Consider the following 26,097-nt stretch of genomic DNA (forward strand, 5'->3'; position numbering starts at 1 on the left):
GGATGAGCCATAATGACGGAACAAAAAGCCTCCTCCGCCATGGTTGAAGAAACCACCCCAGCGGACAATTCTCCCTCGCCAGCAACCAAACCACCTCGCGATAAAAAAGGCGATGGCAAGGTGCTGAGTGCCGTGGCGATTGTGATTGCGCTGGCGATTGGGGCGGGACTTTACCTTAATGGGAAACACCAGGCCGATTTACAGGCTCAAACTAACCAGAATCTCAGTGAGCAGCTGAGCGCCTTGCAGCAGCAACTGGGCAGCGACAAACAGCAGCTGACGCAACAGCTGGATAGCGCCAACAGCGCCTTGCAGCAGGCGCGCACGCAGCAGGATAACAGCGCAAAAGAGCTGGAAACCCTGCGTGATAAAGTCGCTACCATCTCTGGAAACGACACGCGTACCTGGCTACTGGCGCAAGCGGACTACCTCGTCAAACTGGCGGGCCGCAAACTGTGGAGCGATCAGGATGTCACCACCGCGGCAGCGTTATTGAAAAGTGCTGATTCCAGCCTGGCCGACATGAACGATCCGAGTGTGATGAACGTGCGTCGCGCCTTAACGCAGGACATCAGTTCACTCTCCGCCGTCAGCCAGGTTGATTATGACGGCACCATCCTCAAGCTTAATCAGCTGTCGAACGGCGTCGATAATCTACGCCTGGCCGACAACGACAGCGATGATTCGCCTATGGACGCTGATGGCGGTGAACTCTCAAGTTCGCTGCACGAGTGGCGTCAAAATCTGGTGAAAAGCTGGCATAAGTTTATGGATGATTTCATCACCATCCGCCGCCGCGACAACACCGCACAGCCGCTGCTGGCACCGAATCAGGACGTTTACCTGCGCGAAAACATTCGTTCGCGCCTGCTGATTGCGGCTCAGGCCGTACCGCGTCATCAGGATGAGATCTACAAACAGTCTATCGATGCGGTATCAACCTGGGTTCGCGCCTGGTATGACACCAACGATGCCGCCACCAAAGCCTTCCTTGCACAGCTGGATGAATTGAGCCAGCAAAGCATTTCAATGGATGTGCCGGATACGCTGGAAAGCCAGCCGCTGCTGGAAAAACTGATGCAAACCCGCGTACGTAATTTGCTGGCTCAGCCATCGGTTGCTGCTGATCAACAAGGAGGCTAACCATGCTGAAAGTATTGGTGCTTTTCCTGCTGCTGATTGCGGGCATTGTGGTTGGACCGATGGTAGCCGGCCATCAGGGCTACGTGCTGATCCAAACCGACCACTGGAACATTGAAACCAGCGTAACCGGCCTGGCGATCATCTTGATCCTCAGCCTGCTGGTGATTTTGTTGGTGGAATGGATTCTGCGTCGCCTATTCCGTACCGGCGCACGCACACGCGGCTGGTTCACCGGCCGCAAGCGCCGTAGCGCGCAGCGTCACACGCAAAGCGCGCTGATGAAACTGGCGGAAGGTGACTTTAAACAGGCCGAAAAACTGCTGTCGAAAAATGCCGACCACGCCGATCAGCCAGTGGCAAACTACTTGCTGGCTGCCGAAGCGGCACAGCAACGCGGTGACGAAATCCGTGCTAATCAGCATCTGGAGCGCGCTTCTGAGCTGTCGGTGAATGACACGATTCCGGTTGAAATCACACGCGTACGTCTGCAACTGGCGCGCAACGAAGATCATGCGGCACGCCATGGCGTTGATCGCCTGCTGGAAGTCGCGCCGCGCCATCCGGAAGTGTTGCGTCTGGCAGAACAAGCCTATATTCGTACCGGCGCATGGGGCGCATTGCTCGACATTCTGCCTGCGATGCAGAAAGTGCAGATCAATGATGAAGCACAGCGCGATGCCTTGCAGCAGCAAGCCTGGCTGGGCCTGATGAACCAGGCGATGGCCGATCAAGGCAGCGACGGTTTGAAGAAATGGTGGCAAAACCAGAGCCGCAAAACGCGTCAGGAAACCGCCTTGCAGGTGGCTATGGCAGAACATCTGATTGAGTGTGACGACCCGGATACCGCGCAGAGCATCGTGCTGGAAGGTTTGAAACGTCAATATGACGATCGTCTGGTATTGCTGATGCCGCGTATTAAAAGTGGTGATCCGCAATCTCTGGAGAAAGCATTGCGTCAGCAGATTAAACAGCATGGCGCCACGCCGCTGCTCCATAGCACGCTGGGTCAGCTGCTGATGCGTCATGGGGAATGGCAGCAGGCGGCAGAAGCGTTCCAGCAAGCGCTGGCGCAGCGTCCGGATGCGTTTGATTATGCTTGGCTGGCCGATGTTTACGACCGCCTGCATCGTCCGGAAGACGCTGCCAAAATGCGTCGTGAAGGCCTGCTACTTACGCTGAAGACCAATACCAGCATCTGATTTTACGATTGTTACTTTTGTGCACGCCGGGCTTGTCCCGGCTTTTTTTTGCCTGTCATATACTGCAGACAAAAAAACACCTGCCATAAGCAGGTGTAAGATCAGGTCGTTAAGACAACTGATGGCATCCGACTCAACGTAATGTCCTTCTTACTGCAGTAAAGCGTGCGCAAATACTGCCAGGCTGGACAACGGATGCCGTAAGGGGCTCTGCATCATTCCCAGGTTTATGTGGCATCAGCAAACATAAGAGGTGGAATGAGCATCTACAGGTAGATTATTGCACAAGACGTGCCAAAGTTGCAGCACGTGCAATAAGCTAATTAATATCAACAGGATATAGTCCCTGCCACAATCCCGGTGTTAGCCACTGTCGGTAAAACGCGACGATCACTCAATAAGCTGTCTCCGCAGAACGACAAGCTATGCAAGGAATTGTCATGCCCATATAAATCAATGATTTATATGTATCTAAATAGCGACAATGTGCGGAATAACGCTCAAAGGAAATGATGGTAAGAGTTGAGAATATGAATGGCGGATACAAACGAAAAAAGCCTGCTTTTTCAAGCAGGCTTTTCGAATATGGTCGGCGAGAGAGGATTCGAACCTCCGACCCACTGGTCCCAAACCAGTTGCGCTACCAAGCTGCGCTACTCGCCGATTTTTTACTTCTTTAACGCTACTGCGTAATTTTGCCTGGTGCGAAGGGAGGGACTTGAACCCTCACGTCCGTAAGAACACTAACACCTGAAGCTAGCGCGTCTACCAATTCCGCCACCATCGCGTGACCGAGCAAAATCTGGGGTGGCTAATGGGACTCGAACCCACGACAACTGGAATCACAATCCAGGGCTCTACCAACTGAGCTATAGCCACCATAATTCTGGTGCGTAAGCGTGTTTCGCTTACTAATTCACTGCATAACGCGGTCTAACCAACCACCGAAGCTCTTGCGCACAAACTAAATGGCGCGCCCGACAGGATTCGAACCTGAGACCTCTGCCTCCGGAGGGCAGCGCTCTATCCAGCTGAGCTACGGGCGCGTAGCGCCGTTGCGGATGGGCATACTACGGGCTTGACCTCATACTGTCCAGCCCTTTTTTAGAAAAAAAACGCGTTTGATTACGCTTTGTGCATTCCATCGATAATTACAGCAGTTTGAGGCGCTTACCCTCTCATTTTCGCTGGAAAAACCAGCAATTTCAGAGGTCGCCCCGCCAATGGTAGCGTAAGTATTTCAGCAGCTTTAATTGGCGACGCAGACGCGAAGGCTGACGAATAAGGCGATAAAGCCATTCCAGTCCGGACTTTTGCCACCAAACGGGCGCGCGCTTAACGTGCCCGGTAAACACATCGTAAGTGCCACCAACGCCCATATAGAGCGCATGCGGCCAATGGGCGCGGCAATCACGCATCAACAGCTCCTGGCGCGGCGAACCTTGCGCCACCGTGACAATCTGCGCACCACTCGCGGCGATGCGGGCAAACAGCGCGTCGCGCGCTTCAGGCGCAAAGTAACCATCCTGACTGCCAACGATATTCACATTCCACTGTCGGCGCAGCTTGTCGCAGGTTTCCTGCAGCACCGCCTGACGTCCACCAATCAGAAACACCGGAATGCCGCTACGCCCTGCATTCTCCATCAACGCTTCCCATAAATCCGCGCCTGCAATGCGGTTCACCTGCAGCTGAGGATACTTCTTACGTAGCGAACGGACGATGCTGATGCCATCCGGATATTTGAACTCAGCCTCAGCGATCAGTGCGCGTAGCTGCGCATCTTCTTCCAGCGTGAGCATTTTCTCGGCATTCATCGCCACCAGCGTGCCGCAACGCGGTTTACCCTCGGGCAGCAGAAAGCGCAGAAAGCTCGCCATATCGTTGAAGGCGTGAAGATCGACTCCGCGCAGGCTATAGCGCGGCTTATCGGTTTCCATGATATGAATTTCCCGTTGTGCCCAAAGGTTAAGAAGGGCTGTGTAAAACCGGCTCGCTGCGCGGACGAATCAACCCCGCGCGCGCCAACAGCCAGTAAAGCAATTTAGCCGCCCACATACAGGCCGCAAAAATCAGACAAAAGAACACCACGCGCGAGCCGAAAGCATCCAGCCCTTCACGCGCCAGCACGATCATATTAAACACCGCGCCGAAGCAGAAACTCTGCAAAATCGCCCCGCTGTAACGATTGCTGGTATCGCGGCCATACAGATAAAGGTTATCGAAGCCTTTCATCAGCAGGCCGACAGCCACCGCACCGATTGGGATAAACCACACGCCGCCCATCACCACCAGCGAACCCAACAGCGTGGGCGAGATCGCCAAGCCTGAATGGTTATTCAGCACTTCCCAGGTAAAGTAGTTAGCGCTGTTAAGAATGGCTGTTGGACGTCCCGGCCACATCCAGCTGGGAATGAACACGTAGAAATCGCGCCAAATCGGTGCCAGCCCCTGAAAATCGATCTTGTCGTAGTTTTGCAGTAACAGCGCCAGATTTTCCCACGGCGAGAAGGTATCGCGCGTCAGATAAAGGAAGGTATAAAACGCTTCATCGCCCACCACGTCGAGGTTATAGCGACGCAACGCCAGCCAGAACATACCGCCAATCGCCATCACACCGGCGCCAACCAGCATCCACAGTGTGATCCAGCCGCGCGTAATGCCAATAAACAAGAACAGCGCGAACGCGATAATGATATTGGCGCGCGTGCCGCCCACCAGCGCGTAGGTCAGCAAGCCAAATGCCACCGACACCAGCAAAAACCACAGCCACTGACGCTGGGTTGGCTTGAGGAAGTAGCGAATCAGCATCGCCGGAATAAAGAAGTAGAAGAAGCGTTTAAGCGCCACGCCGGACACTTCGCTGGAGAAGATCTGGTTGTAAGCCGAAAGCCGGAACAGCAGCAGGCCGTTGTGCATAAAGAACACCGTCACGGTGCCAATCGCCACCAGCGCCAGCAGCAGACAGGTCAGATGGGTTTCAACCCGGTTCATCTGCAGCCAGGGTTTGCGCGCAGGCGCATTGGCCGGCCGCAGCCGCACCTTATAGCTAACGTAATAGATGGCATAAAAGCTGGTAGCGGCCAGCAGCGCCTGCAGCAGATATTCCGGCGGCACCACCGCCACGTTAAAGCGGAATACCAGCACGCTGGTCAGCGGGAAGCCGAAATAGAAGGTCAGTAAAAACAAAATGGTGAAGAACAGGTGGAAGTTGAAGCGCACCCGTTTAAATTCCCGCCAGGTTAGGGTCAGAATGAAACCCAGCGAACACAGATAAACCACCAGCAGACCACTAAACTGCATCAGGCTCATGTTCTCTCCCTTTCACTCAGGGTTAGCGCGTCGCGCCAGCCTGCCAGATAGCCGGGGGCAAAAAAGGCGATCGAAGAGTGATCGCATTGCGCTAATTGCCGTTGCGCTTCGGCCACGCTGGCGCTATCCAGCGCATCTTCGCTAAACAGCACCGGCAAACCTTGCTCGCTAAGATCGCGCCAGAACGGATTTTTGCGGTTCAGCACAAACGGAATATTGGCCTGAATCAGCAAGCAAAGCGTACCAATGCCTTGCTGGCGCTCGAACATAAAATAGCCGAGCTGGCAGCGGCTAAGCAATGTCAGATAGGCATCAAAGTCGATCTTGTCGCGCAGCAGCGTCACTTGCCCCGCCGGGAACAGGCGCTGTGCGGCGGCGGCAATCTCATCGATATAAGCGTGATTATTCTGCGGATAACCGAGCGGCACGACGATTTTCACCTGTTCACCAAACTGGGCTCGAATCGCCTCTAAACCGGCAATGTGACGATTACTGCGATCGCCGGAGTTACCGAGCAGAATAGTGAAATCGGGGCTTTTCACTGGCGCAGGCAGCGCCACGTCCGGCATGCGCGTCGGGAAATAGAGCAGCGAGGCGGGAACGCGCGGATGACGCTGCTGGAAATGGTGCACATCACCGCGCGTCGCAAACACGCGCGCCACGCGCCCTTGCGCCATTCTGCGCAGCAGATAAAACAGCTGATACTTAAGGCCGCGCCCTTCTTCGTAGAGATCTGCGCCCCATACATGCCAGAACGCCTGCTGACGACGCAGTTTGCCGCTCAGCAAGGCCAACCAAATGCTGGGATTAAACTGGCCGTGAAAGAAGAAGCGCTGCGAGCGATCGGCAGCACGCGTCACCACCGCTTGCGCCAGCGCACGCTTGCTGGCAAAGGTTTCAATCTGCAATGAAGCATACGCTTGCAGCGTTTCGGGCGCGCTGGATACCACCATAAACTGACGCGGCGCAGCGCCAGGCAGCTCGGCGCTCATCACGTCATTAAAGAAGCGCAGCACCGTATGATTGTGATGCGGGATATCCGATCCCAATACGTGAAAAGTCGTCATTTTTTCCGGCAATAAATCATGAAGGCGCCACAACAAAGGGCGAAATAGAGAACGTAGGTTGCCATGTAAGCCTGCGCGGCCCCGGCGGTCCCGTGCAGCGGAATCAGCCAATGGGAAAAACCGGTCAGCAGCGCAAACTGGCTGATTTCCGTCAGAATATAGAAGCGCAGTGACGCTTTGGCGATCACCAGATATCCGAAAACATAGGCGCCGACTTTAAACACATCACCACACAACTGCCAGACGAAAAGGTCACGCATCGCGCTGAACTGCGGCGAAAACAGCAGCCAGATAGCGACATCGCGCAGCAGCCATACGCAGAAACTGGCCGCTGCGACGGCAGGTAACACAAAGCGCAGCGCACGCCCAATCTCACGGGCGATTTGCGGTTTCTGCTCCAGCCGCGCCAGCGTGGGCAGCAGCCAGACGCTAAAGGTGGCGGTGATAAATTGCAGGTAGGCATCGGAAATACTGGTCACGCCCTGCCATAAACCGACCTGCGCCCAACCTTGCTGCTCGGCCAGCAGATTTCGCATCATCACCCACGCCACCGGCAAGGTGAATGAAGTGATCAGCGCCATCAGCGTAAACTTCGCCAGATTGCGCGCCAGGTCAGGATGCCAGCCTGGCATCAGCCAGCTCATCGGCAGCCGATCGCGATGGCGACGCAGCATCAGCAACGCCGGAAACACCAGCAGCGCCGGCACCAGCGCCAATCCCACTAACGCACCAGCATAGCCGCCCAGCCACCAGCACAGCACATAACCCAGCACGCCGACGATACTTCCGGCAATCAGCGCCAGCGCATTGCCGCGCGCATCGCGGAAGCCCTTCAGCAACGCCAGCGTCAGATTGGCCCAGGCAATACCGAGCTGTAGAAAGGCAACAATGCGCACCACGTTGGCATATTCAGCATGACCAAACAGCGCCGTGCTGATGGGCGTTGCCGCCAGCAAAAACACCAGCGCCAGCAGCGTTGAAAAACCGAGCACAATCGCCGAAGCCGTGCCGGTCACCGCGCGCAGTTGTTGTGGCTGTTGCTGATGTTGCGCGACTAACGTAGTGACGCCGTTAAAGATGCCCGCGCCCGCCAATACGCCGAGTACAGTAATCAGCTGGCGGAAGTTACCGGCTTGCCCGATCCCTTCGGGTCCGAAGCTTATCGCTAACAGTTTCACCACCAGCAGGCCAGCAACGATTTTTACCAGCGTGGAAGAAGCGGTCCAGACTGATGCTTTTGCTAATGACATCAGGCAAAGAAACTCAGCAGCGAACTGATCACCGTACGCTGGTTGTTATCCGATAAGTTGTAGAACAGCGGCAGGCGCAGCAGGCGCTCGCTTTCACGCGTGGTAAAGGCATCATCACCGTGGAAGCGGCCAAAACGTTCACCCGCTGGCGACGAGTGCAGCGGGATGTAATGGAACACCGTGAGAATTTCCGCCTCTTTCATCCAGTTGATCAGCGCCTGACGATCGTCGCTGTCGCGCAGCTTGATGTAGAACATATGTGCATTGTGGCGGCAATTTTTTGGCACTACCGGCAGCTCAATACGGCCGGCAGCAGCCAGCGGCTGCAGCGCATCGTAGTAGCGTTGCCACAAACGCAAACGCTGCTGATTAATTTGCTCCGCCGCTTCCAGCTGCGCCCACAAATAGGCCGCCTGCAAATCCGCCATCAAATAGCTGGAGCCAATATCGCGCCAGGTATATTTATCTACCTGACCACGGAAAAACTGGCTGCGGTTGGTGCCTTTTTCACGAATGATCTCGGCACGATCCACCAGCTTCGCGTCATTGATCAGCGTTGCGCCGCCTTCACCGCCGGCGGTGTAATTTTTAGTTTCGTGAAAGCTAAAGCAGCCAATGTGACCAATGGTGCCGAGCGCGCGTCCTTTGTACTGCGACATCACGCCTTGCGCGGCATCCTCGATAACATAGAGTTTATGCTTCGCCGCCAGCGCCATGATGCTGTCCATCTCGCAGGCCACGCCCGCGTAATGCACTGGCACGATGGCGCGGGTTTTCGGCGTGATCGCCGCTTCAATCAGCGTTTCATCAATATTCAGCGTATCGGGGCGCACATCGACAAACACAATGATCGCGCCGCGCAGCACAAAGGCGTTGGCGGTGGAGACGAAGGTGTAGCTCGGCATGATCACTTCATCGCCAGGCTGCAGGTCAATCAGCAGCGCCGCCATCTCCAGCGACGCGGTGCAGGATGGCGTCAGCAGCACTTTTCTGCTGCCGAAATGCTGTTCCATCCACTGCTGGCAGCGGCGAGTGAAGCCGCCATCGCCGCACAGCTTGCCGCTGGCCATCGCCGACTGCATATATTCAACTTCGCTGCCGACAATCGGCGGCGCATTAAATGGGATCATGAGGCTTTCCTGTAGAACCAGTAAGCGGTGCTTTCCAGCCGCGCACCGCTGCGTAAATAGAGGCGCATCGCCGTGAGATTGCTGAGCTGGGTCGCCACGCGCAGATGCGTTAGCTGACGTACGCGGCCCCAGTCGGCGGCAGCAAGCAGCAGGCGCTGGCCGACGCCGCAACCTTGTGCGGCGGGCAATACCGCCAGCAGACCGATGCGCATGTCGCCGTCCACTTCGCGCATCGAGACGAAACCTTGCAGCGCGCCCTGCTCATCGCAGGCCACCAGACATTGATTATCAAAGGTGCCGCGCACCGCATTTTCAATCCACTGCGCGTAGAAACGTCCGCTGTCCGCCGCAGCAAACCACGGCGCGCGGAAGCGACTTTGGCTAAACGCCTGCGCAGCCGCTTCACGCAGTGCCGGGATTTGTGCTTCCCGCGCAATGCGCACGCCAACTTGCCGCTCGGTATGTTTGATGCTGAGGGAAAGGTCAGCTTCGCCTTCCACTAACTGAAAACCATGCTGGCTCAGCGCATCGATGGCATCAACGCGTTCAGCGGGCACCTTCACTTGCCACAGCGCATACGGCTGCTGAAGGGCCTCGGCCAGCACCAAATCGCCATCCAGCGATAAGCGCACGCTGTTCTGACCGAAGAACTCATTTTCCCATGTAAGGGGATCAATATTGACGCGGACGGGCATTGTGAACATCCAGCAGATACTGGCCGTAGCCGGTTTTGGTTAGCGCCTGAGCCGCGGCTAAAAGCTGGGCATCGCTCAGCCAGCCGTTACGCCATGCAATCTCTTCCAGGCAGGCAATTTTAAAGCCCTGCCGTTTTTCCACCGTCTGCACAAACATACTCGCCTCAATCAGGCTGTCGTGCGTGCCGGTATCCAGCCAGGCAAATCCGCGCCCTAGCAACTCCACTGCAAGCTCGCCCTGATCGAGATACATTTGGTTGATGGCGGTGATTTCCAGCTCACCGCGCTCGGAAGGTTTCACCTGTTTGGCAAACTCCACCACGCGATTATCGTAAAAATAGAGGCCGGTGACCGCCCAGCGCGATTTCGGCTGCTGCGGTTTTTCCTCAATGGAGAGCGCGTTAAAGTCGTCATCAAACTCCACCACGCCAAAGCGCTCCGGATCCATCACCTGATAAGCAAAGACGGTCGCGCCGCTGCTGCGCGCGGCCACTTTCTTCAGCTTGGGGCTGAAACCCTGGCCGAAATAGAGATTGTCGCCCAGCACCAGACAACAGTGATCGTCACCAATAAAACTTTCGCCAATGATAAATGCCTGCGCCAGCCCATCAGGACTGGGTTGTTCTGCATAGGTTAGCTGAATCCCAAATTCACTGCCGTCGCCCAGTAAGCGTTCAAAATGGGCGCGATCTTCTGGCGTGGTGATGATCAAAATTTCGCGAATCCCTGCCAGCATCAGTACCGACAGCGGATAGTAAATCATGGGTTTGTCATATACCGGCAACAGCTGTTTCGAGATGGCGCGGGTAATCGGATGCAAACGCGTGCCCGAACCTCCGGCTAAAATAATGCCTTTCATCGCTGCTCCTTCTGAAGTGCGTTTAACGCGGCGTGGCTAATCCCAGACGCTCACCGCGATAGCTGCCGTTAAGAATTGCCTGCCACCATTGCGGGTTTGCCAGATACCATTGCACGGTTTTACGAATGCCGCTCTCAAAGGTTTCCTGCGGCGTCCAACCCAGCTCACGCTTAATTTTACTGGCGTCGATGGCGTAGCGCTGGTCGTGGCCGGGACGATCGCTAACAAAGGTAATCAGGTCACGGTAGCGGCTCAGGTGCGGTGCACGCTGCTGCGGCGCCAACTCATCCAGCAGATCGCACAGCGTTTCAACCACTTCAAGATTACGTCGCTCGTTATGACCACCAATATTGTAGGTTTCCCCTACTTTGCCGCTGCTCACCACGCTATACAGCGCCCGCGCGTGATCCTCTACATATAGCCAGTCGCGTATCTGGCTGCCGTTGCCATACACTGGCAGCGGTTTGCCCGCCAGCGCATTAATGATGGTGAGCGGGATCAGCTTCTCCGGGAAATGATACGGTCCGTAATTGTTGGAGCAGTTAGTGATGATGACCGGCAAACCGTAGGTGCGCAGCCAGGCGCGCACCAGATGATCGCTGCTGGCTTTGGTCGCCGAATAGGGGCTGCTCGGCGCATACGGCGTGGTTTCGGTAAAGAAATCGTCGCTACCGTGCAGGTCACCAAACACTTCATCAGTGGAGATATGATGCAGAATGAAGCCTTTTTTGCGTTCATCTGCCATGCCATTCCAGTAATGACGCGCCGCTTCCAGCAGCTGATAGGTGCCGACAATATTGGTTTCGATGAAGGCGATAGGTCCATCGATCGAGCGGTCAACATGACTTTCTGCCGCCAGATGCATAATGCAATCCGGTTGATAGTGTGCCATGACGCGATCCAGCTCAGCGCGATGGCAAATATCCACCTGTTCGAAGGCGAAACGTGCATTCTGTTGCACCGGCGCCAGCGACGCCAGATTGCCGGCATAGCTCAGCTTATCGACCACCACCACGCGGTGTTCAGTGTTTTCAAGCAGAAAACGTACCAGCGCAGAACCGATAAATCCTGCCCCGCCGGTCACCAGAAACTGTTTCATCGCCAAACGCCTTTGGTATCAACAATCCACGGCTGGGCAATCTGGGCCGCATCAATCGCGCGGAACTGTGCGTGATCAACCAACATCACCAGAATATCCGCCTGCTGCAGCGCTACGTCCGTGGCAACCAGCGTGGCTTCGTGCGCCAGACGTTGCGGAATGTCTTCCACATGCGGTTCAACCACCCAGGTTGCGCCGCTGTGCCACTCGGCAATCCGATGGGCGACGCTCATCGCCGGACTTTCGCGCAGATCGTCAATATTCGGTTTGAAGGCCAGACCAAAGCAGGCAATGGTGACATCGCTGGCGCGTTTTCCGCTGGCGGTGAGGCACTCTGCTAACGCCTTTTTTACCTGATCCAGCACCCAGCCCGGTTTGGCATCATTCACTTCACGTGCGGTGCGAATCAGTCGCGCCTGTTCTGGATTCTGCGCCACGATAAACCACGGATCGACGGCGATACAGTGCCCGCCGACGCCCGGTCCGGGTTGCAGGATGTTGACGCGCGGATGGCGATTCGCCAGCGCTATCAGCTCCCACACGTTGATGCCCTGCTCGGCGCAAATCAGCGACAGCTCATTGGCAAAGGCGATATTCACATCGCGGAAGCTGTTTTCTGTCAATTTGCACATCTCGGCGGTACGCGCATTGGTTTCCACACACGCGCCGCGCAGGAAAATGCGGTACAGCTCGCTGGCGTGTGCGGAACAGGCTGGCGTCATGCCACCAATGACGCGATCGTTTTCCAGCAGTTCAACCATCACTTTGCCGGGCAACACGCGCTCCGGGCAGTAAGCGATAAACACATCGCACGCATCACCGTGCTGCGGGAAACGCAAATCGGGACGCGCCGCCGCCAGCCATTCCGCCATTTGCTCGGTGGCGCCCACCGGCGACGTCGATTCGAGGATCACCAGATCGCCCGCTTTTAACACGGGTGCAATCGACAGCGCCGCGGCCTGCACATAGCTGAGATCCGGCTGATGGTCGCCGATAAACGGCGTGGGCACGGCGATCAGGAATGCATCGGCGGCTTCGGCCTGTGTAGTCGCACGTAGATGACCGGCACGCACGGCTTCGCGCACCACATCACCCAACTCGGGTTCCACGATATGGATATCGCCACGATTGATGGTTTCAACGGCGCGGACATTAATATCCACGCCAACGACTTTCTTTCCCTTTGAGGCAAAAACGGCTGCCGTTGGCAGCCCAATGTAGCCCAGTCCGATAACGGAAATGGTTTCAAAACGCATGGTTACACTCTGTGTTGTTTTAGGGCCTGCAAGATGCGCGCGCAGGCATGGCCATCGCCATACGGATTGTGCGCGCGACTCATTGCCTGCCAGGCTTCATCGTCCTGCAACAGCAGGCTGACTTCAGCGACAATTTTACTGATATCGGTGCCGACCAGTTTCACCGTGCCTGCCTCCACCGCTTCCGGACGCTCGGTGGTATCGCGCATCACCAGCACCGGTTTGCCTAATGACGGCGCTTCTTCCTGAATGCCACCGGAGTCGGTGAGAATCAGCCATGAGCGATTCATCAGCCAGACAAACGGCAGATACTCTTGCGGCTCAATCAGGATGATATTTTCGATGCCGCTGAGAATGCGGTTAACCGGCTCGCTGACGTTGGGATTGAGGTGCACGGGATAGACAATTTGCACCTGCGGATGCTGGCGCGCGATTTGCGCCAGCGCACTGCAAATGCGTTCAAAGCCGTCGCCAAAACTTTCGCGGCGATGACCCGTAACCAGAATGAGTTTTTTGTCAGCGTCGAGGAACGGATAGCGCGCGGCGAGGCGGGCATTGAGATCGGCATCGTCCAGCACGCGATCACGCACCCACAGCAGCGCATCAATCACCGTGTTGCCCGTCACGAAAATGCGCGCATCCGGCAGATTCTCGCGCAGCAGATTTTGTCGCGAATTTTGCGTGGGCGTGAAGTGATAACTGGCGAGATGGCCGGTGAGCGTGCGATTGGCCTCTTCCGGCCACGGCGACATCAGGTTGCCGGTACGCAATCCCGCTTCTACGTGACCCACCGGAATCTGGTGATAAAACGCCGCCAGGCTGGCCGCAAACGTGGTGGTGGTATCGCCGTGCACTAACACCACATCCGGCTGGAAATCAGCGAGTACGGTTTTCATGCCCTGCAGTATGCGGCTGGTGATCTCCGTCAGCCCTTGCTCCGGGCGCATGATATTCAGATCATAATCAGGCTGCAGCTGGAACAAACGCAGCACCTGGTCGAGCATTTCACGATGTTGTGCGGTGACGCATAGGCGTGACTCGAACGCAGCATCCTGCGCCAGCGCCTGCACCAGCGGAGCCATTTTGATCGCTTCAGGACGCGTGCCAAATACCGTCAGAACTTTCACGTGGCTTCTCTTAATGGCTCGTTGCTAACGTTGAACGCGGACGACGCACCAGCGCCACTCCCGCACCGACCAGCGCGCCAATTACGCCCCACATGATCATCATAAACAGGCGGCGCGGACTATCGCGCGACACCGGCTCTTCCGGGGTGCGCAAATAGCGGTAAGTCTGGAATTGTTTATCCAGACGCGGACCGGCCTGCAGCGTACTCAGCATCGCTTTGTTTTGATCATAGCTTAAATCGTAAGCAGGCCCGCTGGCTTGTAAAGTGTCGAGTTGCGCCTGCAGCATTTGCTGACCCAGCAGGAAACGATCGCTGTCTGGCAGCGCTTCGCCGGTTGCCGGCGCGCGATTCTCTTTAATCCCCTGCTCGCTCGCCACTTTCAGCGCCTGTTCGATGCGCTGACGTTGACGTTCAAATACCGTCTGCGCCACTTCCTGCTGGCGGTTAACCTGCGACGCCAGCTGCACGCTGCGCGCCTGCCAGGCGCCTTTCAGCTCCGCATTAAGATGACGCGCCGCACGCTCGCTGGCGTAGGCAATATATTGACGCAGCAGATTGTTAGCATCGCTGGCGGTTTCGGCCACCAGCTTAATGTTATCTAAGATATTGCGCGCCGGGTCGGCAGCGGTGAACTGAATGTTGGTGATCAGGTCGTCGAGCAGCGCCGCATCGTTGTGCGCGTTACCGCTTTTGCGGCTTTTGAAGTATTCGGTCTGCTGCCAGAAATCACGGCGCGTATCCCATGATGCCAGCTGCATGGTGAACTCCTGATAAACCTCATCCATCACGGTCGGCGCTGGCGAACTGAGATTGAGCGTATTGGTGCGCACATCCAGATTATTGAGGAATTGCTGCTGTACGAAGAAATCACCCAGCATATTGACCGTTGGACGATCGGTCACCGCCGTGGTGCTCCACGCCTGCTTCATTAACATCGATGCTAACCAGGCGACCAGCGCAAACAGCAGCGCCAGACCGATAATCCAGCGTTTACCACGCCAGAGTGTGCAGCCAAGGCCACGTATATCCAGTTCGTTCTCCACAACGACAGAGGTCATAACAAAATCCTTATCAGGGTACTTTCTGGGTAATTTATTTTTTATCTTCGCTGCTTTGCCAGCGACGTTTAATCCGACGGATTTTGCGCGCCACGCGCCATGCGTGTTTCAGGCAATAGCCATAAAGGAGGAATGCCATCATGAACAGCACCAGCATCACCCATTCCGGGATGAAAGCCAGATACTCGCCGAGCACACCAATACCCGCCAGAAGCGCGGCGGCGACGGTAATCAGCAGGAACGCCTGACGTGACGTGAATCCGGCGCGCATAATTAAATGGTGGATGTGCTGGCGGTCAGCGGAAAACGGGCTCATGCCTTTGCGCAAACGGCGATACATAATCGCCACCATATCCATCAGCGGAATCGCGATCAGCCACAGCGCGGTGACGGGCGTGATCGGATGACTCAGGCCTTGGGTGGTTTCCAGCAGAATCCAGATGATGGTGAAACCGATCATGGTGCTGCCGGCATCGCCCATAAACACTTTGTAGCGACGGCCAATCAAGCCGAGATTAAGCAGGATATAAGGAATGGTGGCGGCGATCATCGCGAAGCACCACATGGCGAGGCTGGTCTGGCCGTCGAAATAGAGAATGATGCCGATGGCGGCGAAAGTGACGCTGGAGAGGCCGCCAAGCAGGCCATCAATCCCATCCACCATATTGAACGCGTTGATGGCGGCCCATACGGCGAATAGCGTCAATACGTAGCCAAAGGGACCGACAATTAACTCAACCGGCCCGATAATAAAGCCCAGACTGAGCAAATAGAGTTTGGCGCCGACCATCATCACGATGGCAACCGCCGCCTGCACCAGCGCACGAATTTTAACGCTGATATCGAAGCGATCGTCCAGTGCGCCAACCAGCACCAATACGCCCGCACAACTCAGATACAGCATCGCGTGCGGCAAATAATAATTTGAGATGGCAAAAGCGAAGCAGATTCCCGCGTACACGGAAATGCCGCCAACTAACGGAATGGCGCCATGGTGCCTTTTTCTGGAGTTTGGTGTGTCCACAAGCCCAATTTTTTTAGCTGCTTTGCGAGCAAAAAACAGGAACACTAAAGTAAAAAGAAAAACTAAACCAAGCTCAGTACTCATAGTGAGTAAATTCACGTTAATGCTCTCAGCTAAAATCGTGGACAACAATATGCAAAACACCCGCCATTGCCGTATATCCCTATTCCGAATTCTGCTACAGAAAAGTCTGATTGCTGAAAAAACAAACGAATCTCTGTCACAGTCAATATAAAAGCTTCCTGACTGCGCTAATCCTAATGCCCATAAATAAAAAACGCCACGTTAAGACGTGGCGTTAGCAATATTTCCTGGCATATTGTGCGAATCACCGCTTGGCTTAGCGACTCGCCGATCGCAACTTAGGAACGCTTCATCATATCGAAGAATTCGTCGTTGGTTTTCGTCATGGCCAGTTTGTTGATGAGGAACTCCATCGCGTCGATTTCACCCATTGGATGGATGATTTTGCGCAGAATCCACATCTTCTGCAGCTCTTCCTGCGTAGTGAGCAGCTCTTCTTTACGGGTACCGGAACGATTGTAGTCAATCGCTGGGAATACACGCTTCTCGGCGATTTTGCGCGAGAGGTGCAATTCCATGTTACCTGTACCTTTAAACTCTTCGTAAATCACTTCGTCCATCTTCGAACCGGTATCAACCAGCGCGGTCGCGATGATGGTCAGGCTGCCGCCCTCTTCCACGTTACGTGCCGCACCGAAGAAACGCTTCGGACGATGCAAGGCGTTGGCATCCACACCACCGGTCAGCACTTTACCTGATGCTGGAACCACGGTGTTGTAGGCACGCGCCAGACGCGTGATGGAGTCAAGCAGGATGATCACATCTTTCTTGTGCTCAACCAGGCGCTTGGCCTTCTCGATCACCATCTCAGCAACCTGCACGTGACGTGACGCTGGCTCATCAAAGGTCGAAGCGATCACTTCACCTTTAACCAGACGCTGCATCTCGGTCACTTCTTCCGGACGTTCGTCAATCAGCAGCACCATCAGCAGGCAATCTGGATAGTTGTAGGCGATGCTCTGCGCGATGTTCTGCAGCAGCATGGTTTTACCCGCTTTCGGCGGCGCCACAATCAGACCACGTTGACCACGACCAATCGGAGAAGCCAGATCCAGTACGCGTGCGGTCAGATCTTCAGTCGAGCCATTACCGCGTTCCATACGCATACGCTTGCTGGCGTGCAGCGGCGTAAGGTTTTCGAACAGAATCTTGTTACGCGCGTTTTCCGGCTTGTCATAGTTAACTTCATTAACTTTCAACAGCGCAAAGTAGCGTTCACCCTCTTTTGGCGGGCGAATCTTGCCAGAAATGGTGTCACCAGTGCGGAGGTTGAAGCGGCGGATTTGGCTGGGAGAGACGTAGATATCATCGGGACCGGCGAGGTAGGAGCTATCTCCAGAACGGAGGAAACCAAATCCGTCCTGCAATATCTCCAGCACACCATCACCAAAGATGTCTTCGCCGCTTTTTGCGTGCTGTTTCAGGATAGAGAAAATAATATCCTGCTTGCGCATACGCGCCTGGTTTTCCAGCCCCATATTTTCGCCGAGGGTAATCAGCTCAGAAACCGGCGTATTCTTTAATTCGGTAAGATTCATAGTGATGGGTTCTTAAACTCGGGGTAATTCTCGAAATGATTGTCGTGAGTGGTATGGCAAAAATTCCATGCCTGTTAATGGCTCTTTTTCAACTCAGCTCGACGATTATCGTCAGATGTGGCGATAGGAAACGAGGAGACAGTCGAAAGATGATGCCGAATGTGCTAGTCATCAGATTGCCAAACCACGATAACGTTCATTGCGAGTAGGGTCTGACAAGGGAAAACTTAGATGCAAACTACAAGGTAAGAGCGTAATGCAGTGAAATTAACTTAACACGCTTAAAGTGAGACGTCCAGCAGTGGCGAAAAAATTCACCACTGCCGAACAAACACCGCGCCGGGCTTAGGCCAGGTTAGCGTTCAGGAACTCTTTCAACTGTCCTTTAGACAGTGCGCCAACCTTGGTTGCCGCCACTTCGCCGTTCTTGAACAGCAGCAGAGTTGGGATACCGCGGATGCCATATTTTGGCGCTGTACCCGGGTTGTCATCAATGTTCAACTTAGCGATGGTAAGTTTACCTTCGTACTCTTCTGCGACTTCGTCGAGAATTGGGGCGATCATTTTGCAAGGACCACACCATTCAGCCCAGAAATCTACCAGAGTGACACCGTCTGCTTTCAGTACGTCTGTGTCGAAACTGTCATCGGTCAAGTGAACGATCTTATCGCTGCTCATGTTTAACTCCAAAAGATTGCGCCTGGCGAATTGGCGGAAATGATACCAACGTAGGTTGACTTTATTTCATCGGATACGCTTTCGTAAAGCGCTAGTAAGCTGATATTCTACCACACTATGAGCAAAACACACTTAACTGAACAGAAGTTTTCCGACTTCGCCCTGCACCCTCAGGTGGTAGAAGCCCTTGATACCAAAGGCTTTTCTAACTGCACGCCTATCCAGGCGCTCGCATTGCCTTTTACGCTTTCAGGGCGTGATGTTGCGGGTCAGGCGCAAACCGGTACCGGCAAAACGATGGCGTTCCTGACGTCAACGTTTCATTATCTTCTTTCTCATCCTGCCGCAGAAGGTCGCCAGATCAATCAGCCACGTGCGCTGATCATGGCCCCGACGCGTGAGCTCGCCGTACAAATTCATGCCGATGCAGAACCATTAGCGAAAGTCACTGGCTTAAAGCTGGGCCTGGCTTATGGTGGCGACGGCTACGATAAACAGCTGAAAGTGCTGGCTGATGGTGTCGATATTCTGGTGGGCACCACCGGACGTCTGATCGACTACGCCAAGCAGAACCATGTTAACCTGGGCGCGATTCAGGTTGTTGTGCTGGATGAAGCCGATCGCATGTTCGATCTCGGCTTTATTAAAGACATTCGTTGGCTGTTCCGCCGCATGCCGCCGGCCACCCAACGCCTGAGTATGCTGTTCTCTGCAACCTTGTCTTACCGCGTGCGTGAACTGGCGTTTGAGCACATGAACAACGCCGAATACGTGGAAGTGGAACCCGAGCAGAAAACCGGCCACCGTATTAAAGAAGAGCTTTTCTACCCTTCAAACGAAGAGAAAATGCGCTTGCTGCAGACGCTGGTAGAAGAAGAGTGGCCAGATCGCGCCATCATCTTTGCGAACACCAAGCACCGCTGTGAAGACATTTGGGGCCATCTGGCTGCCGATGGTCATCGCGTGGGTCTGCTGACCGGCGATGTAGCGCAGAAAAAACGTCTGCGTATCCTCGATGACTTCACCAAAGGCGATGTGGATATCCTGGTTGCCACCGACGTCGCGGCACGGGGTTTGCACATTCCTGCCGTCACGCATGTGTTCAACTACGATCTGCCTGACGATCGCGAAGACTACGTTCACCGTATCGGTCGTACTGGCCGCGCGGGTGCCAGCGGTCACTCCATCAGCCTGGCGTGCGAAGAGTACGCGCTGAACCTGCCGGCAATCGAAGAGTATATTGGTCACGGTATTCCGGTCAGCAAGTACAACAGCGATGCGCTGATGAGCGAACTGCCACCGCCGAAACGTCTGCAACGCAGCCGCTCGGGTAACGGCCCACGCCGTGGCGGGAACAACAGTAACCGTCGGAGCGGCGCGCCGCGCAATAGCAACCGTAAACGTTCGGGTTAAGCACACCATGCTAAGCGCATCGTCACTTTATGCAGCGATTGATTTAGGTTCTAACAGCTTTCATATGTTGGTGGTGCGCGAGGTGTCTGGCAGCATTCAGACCGTCGCGCGGATAAAGCGCAAAGTGCGTCTGGCGGCTGGCCTCGACAAAGCGAATCACCTCTCCGCTGAGGCGATGCAACGCGGCTGGCAGTGCCTGAGGTTGTTCTCCGAACAGCTGCAGGATATTCCTTCGGAACAAATCCGCGTGGTGGCAACCGCCACGCTGCGCCTTGCCGAAAATGCGCAGGATTTCCTCACAACGGCTGAACACATTCTTGGCTGCGCGGTGAATGTCATCAGCGGCGAAGAGGAAGCACGCCTGATTTATCAGGGCGTAGCGCATACCACCGGCGGTTCCGATCAGCGTTTAGTGGTCGATATCGGCGGTGGCAGCACCGAACTGGTGACTGGCGAAGGTTCACATGCTACCACGCTGTTCAGCTTGTCGATGGGTTGCGTAACCTGGCTTGAACGCTACTTCAGCGACCGTCATCTGGCCAAAGAGAATTTCGAGCAGGCCGAACTGGCCGCGCGCGAGATGATCCGTCCGGTGGCCGCTGCGCTGCGCGAAAAAGGCTGGCAAATCTGCGTCGGAGCGTCGGGCACCGTACAAGCGTTGCAGGAAATTATGATGGCGCAGGGCATGGATGAGCGCATCACCCTTAGCAAACTGCAACAACTGAAACAGCGCGCGATTCAGTGCGGCAAGTTGGAAGAGCTGGAAATTGAAGGATTGACGCTGGAGCGCGCCTTAGTGTTCCCGAGCGGTTTATCGATTCTCATCGCTATCTTCCAGGAACTCAGCATTGAAGGCATGACGCTAGCCGGCGGCGCACTGCGCGAAGGTTTAGTGTATGGCATGCTGCATCTGCCGGTGGATCGTGATATCCGCAGCCGCACATTGCAGAACGTGCAGCGTCGTTTTGCCATTGATATTGACCAGGCCGGTCGCGTACGTCAGTTGGCGGAAAGTTTCTTCCGTCAGGTGAGCAGCAGTTGGAAGCTGGATAACCGATGTCGCGATCTACTCCTTAGCGCCTGTTCTATCCACGAAATTGGCCTGAGCGTCGATTTCCGCCAGGCACCGCAACACGCCGCTTACCTGATTCGTCATCTCGATCTTCCTGGCTTCACTCCCGCGCAGAAAAAAATGCTGGCTTGCCTGCTGCAGAACCAAAGCGGCAGCATCGATTTAGCCTTGCTGACCCAGCAAAACGCCGTACCGCCGCGCATGGCGGAGCGTTTAAGTCGTTTGCTACGCTTAGCGATTATCTTCTCAAGTCGTCGTCGCGATGACACTTTGCCTGCCGTGCGTTTACAGGCGGATGATGATGCACTGCATTTGACGTTGCCGGCCGGTTGGCGCGAAGCGCATCCGCTGCGTTCTGAGCTGTTAGAGCAGGAGAGTCATTATCAGTCCTACGTGCACTGGTTACTGACGATTTCCTGATTGGGGATGTGCTGGCTGTCCTCCATCCCGACCTTCCCCCGCCCGCGGGGGAAGGAGATGCTGCCACAGGCTGCTTCAACACTTACATTTTGCAGCATCTTCCTCCCCCATTCATGGGGGAGGACCGAGGAGGGGGACTGCGAGCACGGACCGAGGAGGGGGACTGCGAGCACGGACCGGGAACTCAACCTTTCTTCGCATTCTCCAGCATCGCTCTCAATCCAGCGACGCGCGTCTGCCCGGTCTTCACGCGCTCTTCGGCGCTCACCACTTTTTTCTCGCGCTCCCACACCACATCGTCCTGCGGCAACTCCAGCAGGAAGCGACTCGGTTCCGGGCGCATCAGCTCGCCATACTGGCGGCGTTCCCGGCACAGCGTAAAGGTCAGCTCTTTCTGCGCTCGCGTAATCCCCACGTAAGCCAGACGCCGCTCTTCCTCAATGTTGTTCTCATCGATGCTGCTCTGGTGCGGCAATAACCCCTCTTCCATGCCAACCAGATAGACATACGGGAACTCCAGCCCTTTTGAGGCGTGCAACGTCATCAGCTGCACCTGATCGAGCTCTTCGTCGCTTTCACCGCGCTCCATCATGTCGCGCAGCGTAAAGCGCGTCACCACCTGCGCCAGCGTCATCGGCTCGTTCAGCTCATCGCCTTCCAGCATCTCGGTCATCCACTGGAACAGCAGGTTAACGTTCTTCATGCGCATCTCAGCGGCTTTCGGGCTGGGCGAGGTTTCAAACAGCCAGCTTTCGTAGTCGATGCCGCGAATCAGATCACGCACCGCATTCACCGGCTCGCGTTCGGTCAGCTGGACGATTTCACTCAGCCAGTGCGTAAAGCGCTGCAGATGCTCCAGCCCGCGCCCGCTCAGCGTTTGCTCCAGTCCCATATCGAAGCTGGCGTTATACAGGCTTTTATTGCGCAGGTTGGCCCATTCGCCCAGCTTCTGCAGCGTTGCCGGACCAATCTCACGGCGCGGCGTATTCACGATACGCAGAAACGCGCTGTCATCTTCCTGATTGGTCAGCACGCGCAGATAAGCCAGCAAATCTTTGATTTCCGGGCGTGAGAAGAACGACGTACCGCCCGAAATACGATACGGAATACGGTTCTGCATCAGTTGCTTTTCGAACACGCGCGACTGATGATTGCCGCGATAGAGAATGGCGTAATCTTTATAGGCGGTTTTGTTGATGAAGTGATGCGCGATCAATTCGCCCGCCACGCGTTCCGCTTCGTGGTCTTCGTTATTCGCGCTCAGCACCTTCAGCTCGCTGCCCTGCCCCAACTCTGAGAACAGGCGCTTCTCAAATACGTGCGGATTGTTGGCGATAAGGATGTTGGCCGATTTCAGGATGCGCTGCGTCGAGCGATAATTTTGCTCCAGCTTCACCACTTCCAGCGCCGGGAAATCCTGCTGCAGCAGCACCAGGTTTTGCGGACGCGCGCCACGCCACGAGTAAATTGACTGATCGTCATCGCCCACCACGGTAAAGCGCGCGCGCGCACCCACCAGCAGCTTCACCAGCTCATATTGGCTGGTGTTGGTGTCCTGATACTCATCCACCAGCAGATAGCGGATGCGCTGCTGCCAGCGTTCGCGCACTTCCTGATTGCGCTGCAGCAGCAGCGTGGGCAGCGCGATTAAGTCGTCGAAATCCAGCACGTTGCAGGATTTCAGGTGTTGGTCATACAGCTGATAACAGTGAGCAAAAATCTGGTCACGCTGCGATTGCGCCAAACCCGCTGCGCCCTGCGGATCGACCAGATCGTTCTTCCAGTTGGAGATGGTGGAAATCAGCTGCTGTAACAGCGTCTTGTCCTCTTCCAGCCACTGTTTGGTCAGGTCTTTAAGCAAGGCCAGCTGATCCTGATCGTCGAACAGCGAGAAGCTGGCTTTCATTCCCAGCGCCTTGTATTCGCGTTTAATGATCTCCAGTCCCAGCGTATGAAAGGTGGAAATCATCAGGCCGCGTGCCTCTTTACGCCCCAACGTCTGCGCCACGCGCTCTTTCATCTCGCGCGAGGCTTTATTGGTAAAGGTTACGGCGGCGATATGGCGCGCCTGATAGCCACATTCGCGGATCAGGTGGGCGATTTTGTTGGTGATCACGCGGGTTTTACCCGAGCCAGCACCGGCCAGCACCAGACAAGGACCGGTGACAAATTCGACAGCTCGTTGTTGGCCGGGGTTTAAACGCATAACGGAATTCGCTCAGTTGAATCAAAAGAAAGGAGGTTATAATGGCCGGATTATACACATTAGGACTTCATCATGGCGAAAACCGCGGCGGCTTTACATATCCTCGTGAAAGAGGAAGCGCAGGCCAAATCCCTGCTGGCGCAACTTGAGAAAGGGGCGAACTTCCAGCAGCTGGCAAAGAAAAACTCTACCTGCCCATCCGGACGCAACGGCGGTGATTTGGGTGAGTTCCGTAAAGGACAAATGGTACCGGCATTTGATAAGGCGGTCTTCTCCTGTCCGCTGCTACAGCCTTACGGACCGGTGAAAACCGCCTTTGGTTACCACATCATCAAAGTGCTGTGGCGTAACTGATCACTTCTGATTCTTCATCTGCTGCAGCACATTACTGCACTGATTGTCGTCAGTATCGCTAGGCGAAATCAGTGCGATCAACGCGGCGGCGGGAGCAACCACCGCCCCGAGCGCCACCGCTGCGGCACCGCGTGCAATCAGCGGTCCGGCTTTCACCCCGGCATCCGGATTTTTAAAGGTGCCGCGCACATACAGCGGCGAACGCAGCGTGATGATGCGAATCCCTTTACTCTCCGGATTGATCGACAAGTCCATGCGTTCATTCGCGAAATTAACGTTGCCGGTCACGTTGATCACCGCGTTCTCGGTATCCAGCAGGAACAGTTTCGGCGTCGCTAAGCCCTGACGAATATTCATATCGGTCGCCGCGCAGTTGATCTTCACTTCATCATCGCCGAACAGCTTACCCACCACATAGTTACCGACGTTTAGTCCGGCAATCTCCATCAGGCTGCGGCTGATCAGGCCATCATTCATCAGTAGCTTCAGTTCGCCATTGCTGGTGCCGAGCAGATCCGCCACCGAATTGCCGGTGCCGCTCAGCGAGGCATCGCCGTTGAGCTGGCCCAAACTGTTCTGCATCGCCGTAACATCCGGGAACAGCTGACGCAGACGCAGCTTACGCGCGTGCAAATCGGCACGTCCGCGCATCGGGCTGCGGTCGCCCTCCAGATGAATGGTGGAGTTGATGCTGCCGCTGGCCATACCGAAGCGCAGCGGATCGAGCAACAGGTCGCCGTTTTTCAGCTGCAGATGCGTATAGAGATCGCTGAGCGGCAGCTTGCTGCTGTGTTCAATGCGTTTGCCGCTGAACTTCACATCCGCATCCATCACGTCCCAGCTCTTGGTATCAAACTTGTCGTGTGGCAACACGCGATCGGCGGGCTGCGATGAGGCTTCGCCGCGCTGCGCTTTGGCCTGCTGCGTTTTCTCGCTGCCTTTGCCGGAGTTGACGCCAATCAGCGGCCCCAAATCTTCCATCCGCAGCTGGTTCGAGGTCAATTCACCGGTCAGCGTTGGACGCGGTTTGCCCTGACGATAGGTGAGCGAGCCGTGAATATCGCTGTCGCCGATGTGGCCGTTAAACTTCTCGTAGCGGAATAGCGGCCCTTTCGCCTCATTGAAACGCGCAATCAAATGGCCGTCAGTTTCATAGGGCGGCGTATCGGGCAGCAGCACGCCGGTCAGGCCATACAGATTGGCCAGCGTATCGCCCGCGAAGCGCAGACGCACATCAAGTCCGCCAAGATTGAGCGGATCCTGCAAGGTACCGTCAATACGTACACGCGTGGTGCCATTACGCACATCCACCTGCAGCGGGAACGGCGTGGTTTTACTGCGCAGCGATAGCATGCCGCCAATTTTGCCGTCGCCATCCAGCTTCTGATTGTTGTAGGTGCCGTTCGCCTGCCAGCCAAAGACAAAATCACCCGCGCCTTTCTGCTGATCGTCACCGCCCGCCACCTGGGCGTACGGCACCGGTTTGCCCAGCGGATTGATGGTCACTGTGACATCGGCTTTATTGACGGCGTCGCGATAGCGCACTTGTCCCTGATCGAACAGGATGTTGTCGAGGCGGAAGGACCAGGCAGAAGGCGCGGCGTTAGCATCGCTGTTCTGGCTGCTGGCGAGATCAAAGGTCCAGTTATTCTTTTTGTCTGCGGTTTGCACCAGCCGCGCATCCGGCTTTTGCATCTTGATCCACGGCAGGTAGATCTGCTGATGCAGCAGCGCCAGCGGCGCAATGGTGGCTTCAACCCGCTGCAGATGAACCATGGTGACATCAGGAATAGAGGGCGGATTGCCGAGCATCACATCATCGGCATGCACCTGCGGCCACGGCACCCAGCTGCGCCAGCCAGGTTCTTCACGGTTGCGAACCCAGGCCACGCCGAGATCGCCGCGAATCGCGAAAGGTCGGTTCAGTTCGGCTGAAACTTTTTGATTAATCGTTGGTTTCAAGCGGTTCCAGTCAAAGGTGGCGATGAGCACCACAATCACTACAACCAATAACAAAAAAATCCCGAACACCCAGCTCAGGATCTTTCGAGTACGTGACATATTGCTTCCTCCTTGCCCTTCCACGTCTGACTAAGGATAGTCGAGACGCC

At 55.6% G+C, this 26,097-nt stretch carries 21 protein-coding genes and 4 tRNA genes; 5 read left to right on the plus strand and 20 right to left on the minus strand.

Going from position 1 to position 26,097, the window contains the following annotated elements:
• Positions 1–12 precede the first annotated feature (12 nt).
• Both hemX and hemY read left to right on the plus strand, forming a co-directional pair.
• A complete protein-coding gene (hemX, locus tag MWH02_RS14675) occupies positions 13–1,143 on the plus strand; it encodes a uroporphyrinogen-III C-methyltransferase (protein ID WP_271460904.1) in 1,131 nt (376 codons plus the stop codon).
• A 2-nt stretch (positions 1,144–1,145) separates the two neighbouring features.
• A complete protein-coding gene (gene hemY / locus MWH02_RS14680) occupies positions 1,146–2,342 on the plus strand; it encodes a protoheme IX biogenesis protein HemY (RefSeq protein ID WP_271460905.1) in 1,197 nt (398 codons plus the stop codon).
• 586 nt (positions 2,343–2,928) lie between these two features.
• On the opposite strand, the gene MWH02_RS14685 is transcribed toward hemY, so the two are convergent.
• The 18 genes from MWH02_RS14685 to trxA all read right to left on the minus strand — a co-directional run bounded on the left by MWH02_RS14685 (position 2,929) and on the right by trxA (position 18,521).
• Positions 2,929–3,005 (minus strand) — tRNA-Pro (locus MWH02_RS14685).
• Positions 3,006–3,042: 37 nt separating this feature from the next.
• Positions 3,043–3,129 (minus strand) — tRNA-Leu (locus MWH02_RS14690).
• Between the two features lie 16 nt (positions 3,130–3,145).
• Positions 3,146–3,221 (minus strand) — tRNA-His (locus MWH02_RS14695).
• Between the two features lie 90 nt (positions 3,222–3,311).
• Positions 3,312–3,388 (minus strand) — tRNA-Arg (locus MWH02_RS14700).
• 159 nt (positions 3,389–3,547) lie between these two features.
• A complete protein-coding gene (gene wecG / locus MWH02_RS14705) occupies positions 3,548–4,282 on the minus strand; it encodes a lipopolysaccharide N-acetylmannosaminouronosyltransferase (protein ID WP_271460906.1) in 735 nt (244 codons plus the stop codon).
• Between the two features lie 28 nt (positions 4,283–4,310).
• Entirely contained in the window at positions 4,311–5,654 is a 1,344-nt protein-coding gene (gene wzyE, locus MWH02_RS14710) for an ECA oligosaccharide polymerase (RefSeq protein WP_192236885.1), read from the minus strand.
• The gene (gene wecF, locus MWH02_RS14715; RefSeq protein ID WP_271460907.1) at positions 5,651–6,721 is read right to left on the minus strand and encodes a TDP-N-acetylfucosamine:lipid II N-acetylfucosaminyltransferase; all 1,071 of its coding nucleotides are present in this window, start codon (positions 6,719–6,721) and stop codon (positions 5,651–5,653) included. Before wecF ends, wzyE begins: the two co-directional genes overlap by 4 nt.
• Positions 6,718–7,971: a lipid III flippase WzxE gene (gene wzxE / locus MWH02_RS14720; protein ID WP_271460908.1), complete on the minus strand. Its 1,254-nt coding sequence runs from the start codon at positions 7,969–7,971 to the stop codon at positions 6,718–6,720. The genes wecF and wzxE overlap by 4 nt, the downstream gene beginning before the upstream one ends.
• Positions 7,971–9,101, minus strand: a complete 1,131-nt coding sequence (gene rffA, locus MWH02_RS14725; protein ID WP_271460909.1) for a dTDP-4-amino-4,6-dideoxygalactose transaminase — start codon at positions 9,099–9,101, stop codon at positions 7,971–7,973. The genes wzxE and rffA overlap by 1 nt, the downstream gene beginning before the upstream one ends.
• Complete coding sequence (gene rffC / locus MWH02_RS14730; RefSeq protein ID WP_271460910.1) at positions 9,098–9,796, minus strand: dTDP-4-amino-4,6-dideoxy-D-galactose acyltransferase; 699 nt, start codon at positions 9,794–9,796, stop codon at positions 9,098–9,100. Before rffC ends, rffA begins: the two co-directional genes overlap by 4 nt.
• Positions 9,774–10,655: a glucose-1-phosphate thymidylyltransferase RfbA gene (rfbA, locus tag MWH02_RS14735; protein WP_137384905.1), complete on the minus strand. Its 882-nt coding sequence runs from the start codon at positions 10,653–10,655 to the stop codon at positions 9,774–9,776. The genes rffC and rfbA overlap by 23 nt, the downstream gene beginning before the upstream one ends.
• A 22-nt stretch (positions 10,656–10,677) precedes the next feature.
• Entirely contained in the window at positions 10,678–11,754 is a 1,077-nt protein-coding gene (gene rfbB, locus MWH02_RS14740) for a dTDP-glucose 4,6-dehydratase (protein WP_271460911.1), read from the minus strand.
• The gene (wecC, locus tag MWH02_RS14745; RefSeq protein WP_271460912.1) at positions 11,751–13,010 is read right to left on the minus strand and encodes a UDP-N-acetyl-D-mannosamine dehydrogenase; all 1,260 of its coding nucleotides are present in this window, start codon (positions 13,008–13,010) and stop codon (positions 11,751–11,753) included. Before wecC ends, rfbB begins: the two co-directional genes overlap by 4 nt.
• 2 nt (positions 13,011–13,012) lie before the next feature.
• Entirely contained in the window at positions 13,013–14,137 is a 1,125-nt protein-coding gene (gene wecB / locus MWH02_RS14750) for a non-hydrolyzing UDP-N-acetylglucosamine 2-epimerase (protein WP_101763773.1), read from the minus strand.
• Positions 14,138–14,147: 10 nt separating this feature from the next.
• Positions 14,148–15,197: an ECA polysaccharide chain length modulation protein gene (gene wzzE, locus MWH02_RS14755; protein WP_192414398.1), complete on the minus strand. Its 1,050-nt coding sequence runs from the start codon at positions 15,195–15,197 to the stop codon at positions 14,148–14,150.
• A gap of 34 nt (positions 15,198–15,231) precedes the next feature.
• Complete coding sequence (gene wecA / locus MWH02_RS14760; protein ID WP_101763775.1) at positions 15,232–16,305, minus strand: UDP-N-acetylglucosamine--undecaprenyl-phosphate N-acetylglucosaminephosphotransferase; 1,074 nt, start codon at positions 16,303–16,305, stop codon at positions 15,232–15,234.
• A gap of 278 nt (positions 16,306–16,583) precedes the next feature.
• Positions 16,584–17,843, minus strand: coding sequence for a transcription termination factor Rho (gene rho / locus MWH02_RS14765; RefSeq protein ID WP_008105744.1), 1,260 nt, complete (start codon positions 17,841–17,843; stop codon positions 16,584–16,586).
• 345 nt (positions 17,844–18,188) lie between these two features.
• Positions 18,189–18,521, minus strand: coding sequence for a thioredoxin TrxA (gene trxA / locus MWH02_RS14770; RefSeq protein WP_008105741.1), 333 nt, complete (start codon positions 18,519–18,521; stop codon positions 18,189–18,191).
• A gap of 117 nt (positions 18,522–18,638) precedes the next feature.
• On the opposite strand from trxA, the gene rhlB reads away from it, so the two are divergent.
• Together rhlB and gppA are read left to right on the plus strand one after the other, a co-directional pair.
• On the plus strand, positions 18,639–19,934 hold the full coding sequence (gene rhlB / locus MWH02_RS14775) for an ATP-dependent RNA helicase RhlB (RefSeq protein ID WP_110867909.1): 1,296 nt from the start codon (positions 18,639–18,641) through the stop codon (positions 19,932–19,934).
• Positions 19,935–19,941: 7 nt separating this feature from the next.
• A complete protein-coding gene (gene gppA, locus MWH02_RS14780) occupies positions 19,942–21,426 on the plus strand; it encodes a guanosine-5'-triphosphate,3'-diphosphate diphosphatase (RefSeq protein WP_222234962.1) in 1,485 nt (494 codons plus the stop codon).
• 184 nt (positions 21,427–21,610) lie between these two features.
• Here the strand turns inward: gppA and rep are convergent, their stop codons facing one another.
• Entirely contained in the window at positions 21,611–23,632 is a 2,022-nt protein-coding gene (gene rep / locus MWH02_RS14785) for a DNA helicase Rep (RefSeq protein WP_137384900.1), read from the minus strand.
• Between the two features lie 72 nt (positions 23,633–23,704).
• Here rep and ppiC point away from each other — a divergent pair, with 72 nt between their 5' ends.
• On the plus strand, positions 23,705–23,986 hold the full coding sequence (gene ppiC / locus MWH02_RS14790; protein ID WP_271460913.1) for a peptidylprolyl isomerase PpiC: 282 nt from the start codon (positions 23,705–23,707) through the stop codon (positions 23,984–23,986).
• Here the strand turns inward: ppiC and MWH02_RS14795 are convergent, their stop codons facing one another.
• On the minus strand, positions 23,987–26,047 hold the full coding sequence (locus MWH02_RS14795) for an AsmA family protein (protein ID WP_271460914.1): 2,061 nt from the start codon (positions 26,045–26,047) through the stop codon (positions 23,987–23,989). It lies immediately after the preceding gene.
• Positions 26,048–26,097: the final 50 nt, after the last annotated feature.

The organism is Pantoea leporis, from assembly GCF_028048155.1.
In the GTDB taxonomy this organism is placed as follows: domain Bacteria; phylum Pseudomonadota; class Gammaproteobacteria; order Enterobacterales; family Enterobacteriaceae; genus Pantoea; species Pantoea leporis.

Coding starts and splice junctions, on each gene's coding strand:
- hemX (WP_271460904.1), top strand. CDS start 13: ATGACGGAACAAAAAGCCTCCTCCGCCATGGTTGAAGAAACCACCCCA.
- hemY (WP_271460905.1), top strand. CDS start 1,146: ATGCTGAAAGTATTGGTGCTTTTCCTGCTGCTGATTGCGGGCATTGTG.
- wecG (WP_271460906.1), bottom strand. CDS start 4,282: ATGGAAACCGATAAGCCGCGCTATAGCCTGCGCGGAGTCGATCTTCAC.
- wzyE (WP_192236885.1), bottom strand. CDS start 5,654: ATGAGCCTGATGCAGTTTAGTGGTCTGCTGGTGGTTTATCTGTGTTCG.
- wecF (WP_271460907.1), bottom strand. CDS start 6,721: ATGACGACTTTTCACGTATTGGGATCGGATATCCCGCATCACAATCAT.
- wzxE (WP_271460908.1), bottom strand. CDS start 7,971: ATGTCATTAGCAAAAGCATCAGTCTGGACCGCTTCTTCCACGCTGGTA.
- rffA (WP_271460909.1), bottom strand. CDS start 9,101: ATGATCCCATTTAATGCGCCGCCGATTGTCGGCAGCGAAGTTGAATAT.
- rffC (WP_271460910.1), bottom strand. CDS start 9,796: ATGCCCGTCCGCGTCAATATTGATCCCCTTACATGGGAAAATGAGTTC.
- rfbA (WP_137384905.1), bottom strand. CDS start 10,655: ATGAAAGGCATTATTTTAGCCGGAGGTTCGGGCACGCGTTTGCATCCG.
- rfbB (WP_271460911.1), bottom strand. CDS start 11,754: ATGAAACAGTTTCTGGTGACCGGCGGGGCAGGATTTATCGGTTCTGCG.
- wecC (WP_271460912.1), bottom strand. CDS start 13,010: ATGCGTTTTGAAACCATTTCCGTTATCGGACTGGGCTACATTGGGCTG.
- wzzE (WP_192414398.1), bottom strand. CDS start 15,197: ATGACCTCTGTCGTTGTGGAGAACGAACTGGATATACGTGGCCTTGGC.
- wecA (WP_101763775.1), bottom strand. CDS start 16,305: ATGAGTACTGAGCTTGGTTTAGTTTTTCTTTTTACTTTAGTGTTCCTG.
- rho (WP_008105744.1), bottom strand. CDS start 17,843: ATGAATCTTACCGAATTAAAGAATACGCCGGTTTCTGAGCTGATTACC.
- trxA (WP_008105741.1), bottom strand. CDS start 18,521: ATGAGCAGCGATAAGATCGTTCACTTGACCGATGACAGTTTCGACACA.
- rhlB (WP_110867909.1), top strand. CDS start 18,639: ATGAGCAAAACACACTTAACTGAACAGAAGTTTTCCGACTTCGCCCTG.
- gppA (WP_222234962.1), top strand. CDS start 19,942: ATGCTAAGCGCATCGTCACTTTATGCAGCGATTGATTTAGGTTCTAAC.
- rep (WP_137384900.1), bottom strand. CDS start 23,632: ATGCGTTTAAACCCCGGCCAACAACGAGCTGTCGAATTTGTCACCGGT.
- ppiC (WP_271460913.1), top strand. CDS start 23,705: ATGGCGAAAACCGCGGCGGCTTTACATATCCTCGTGAAAGAGGAAGCG.
- MWH02_RS14795 (WP_271460914.1), bottom strand. CDS start 26,047: ATGTCACGTACTCGAAAGATCCTGAGCTGGGTGTTCGGGATTTTTTTG.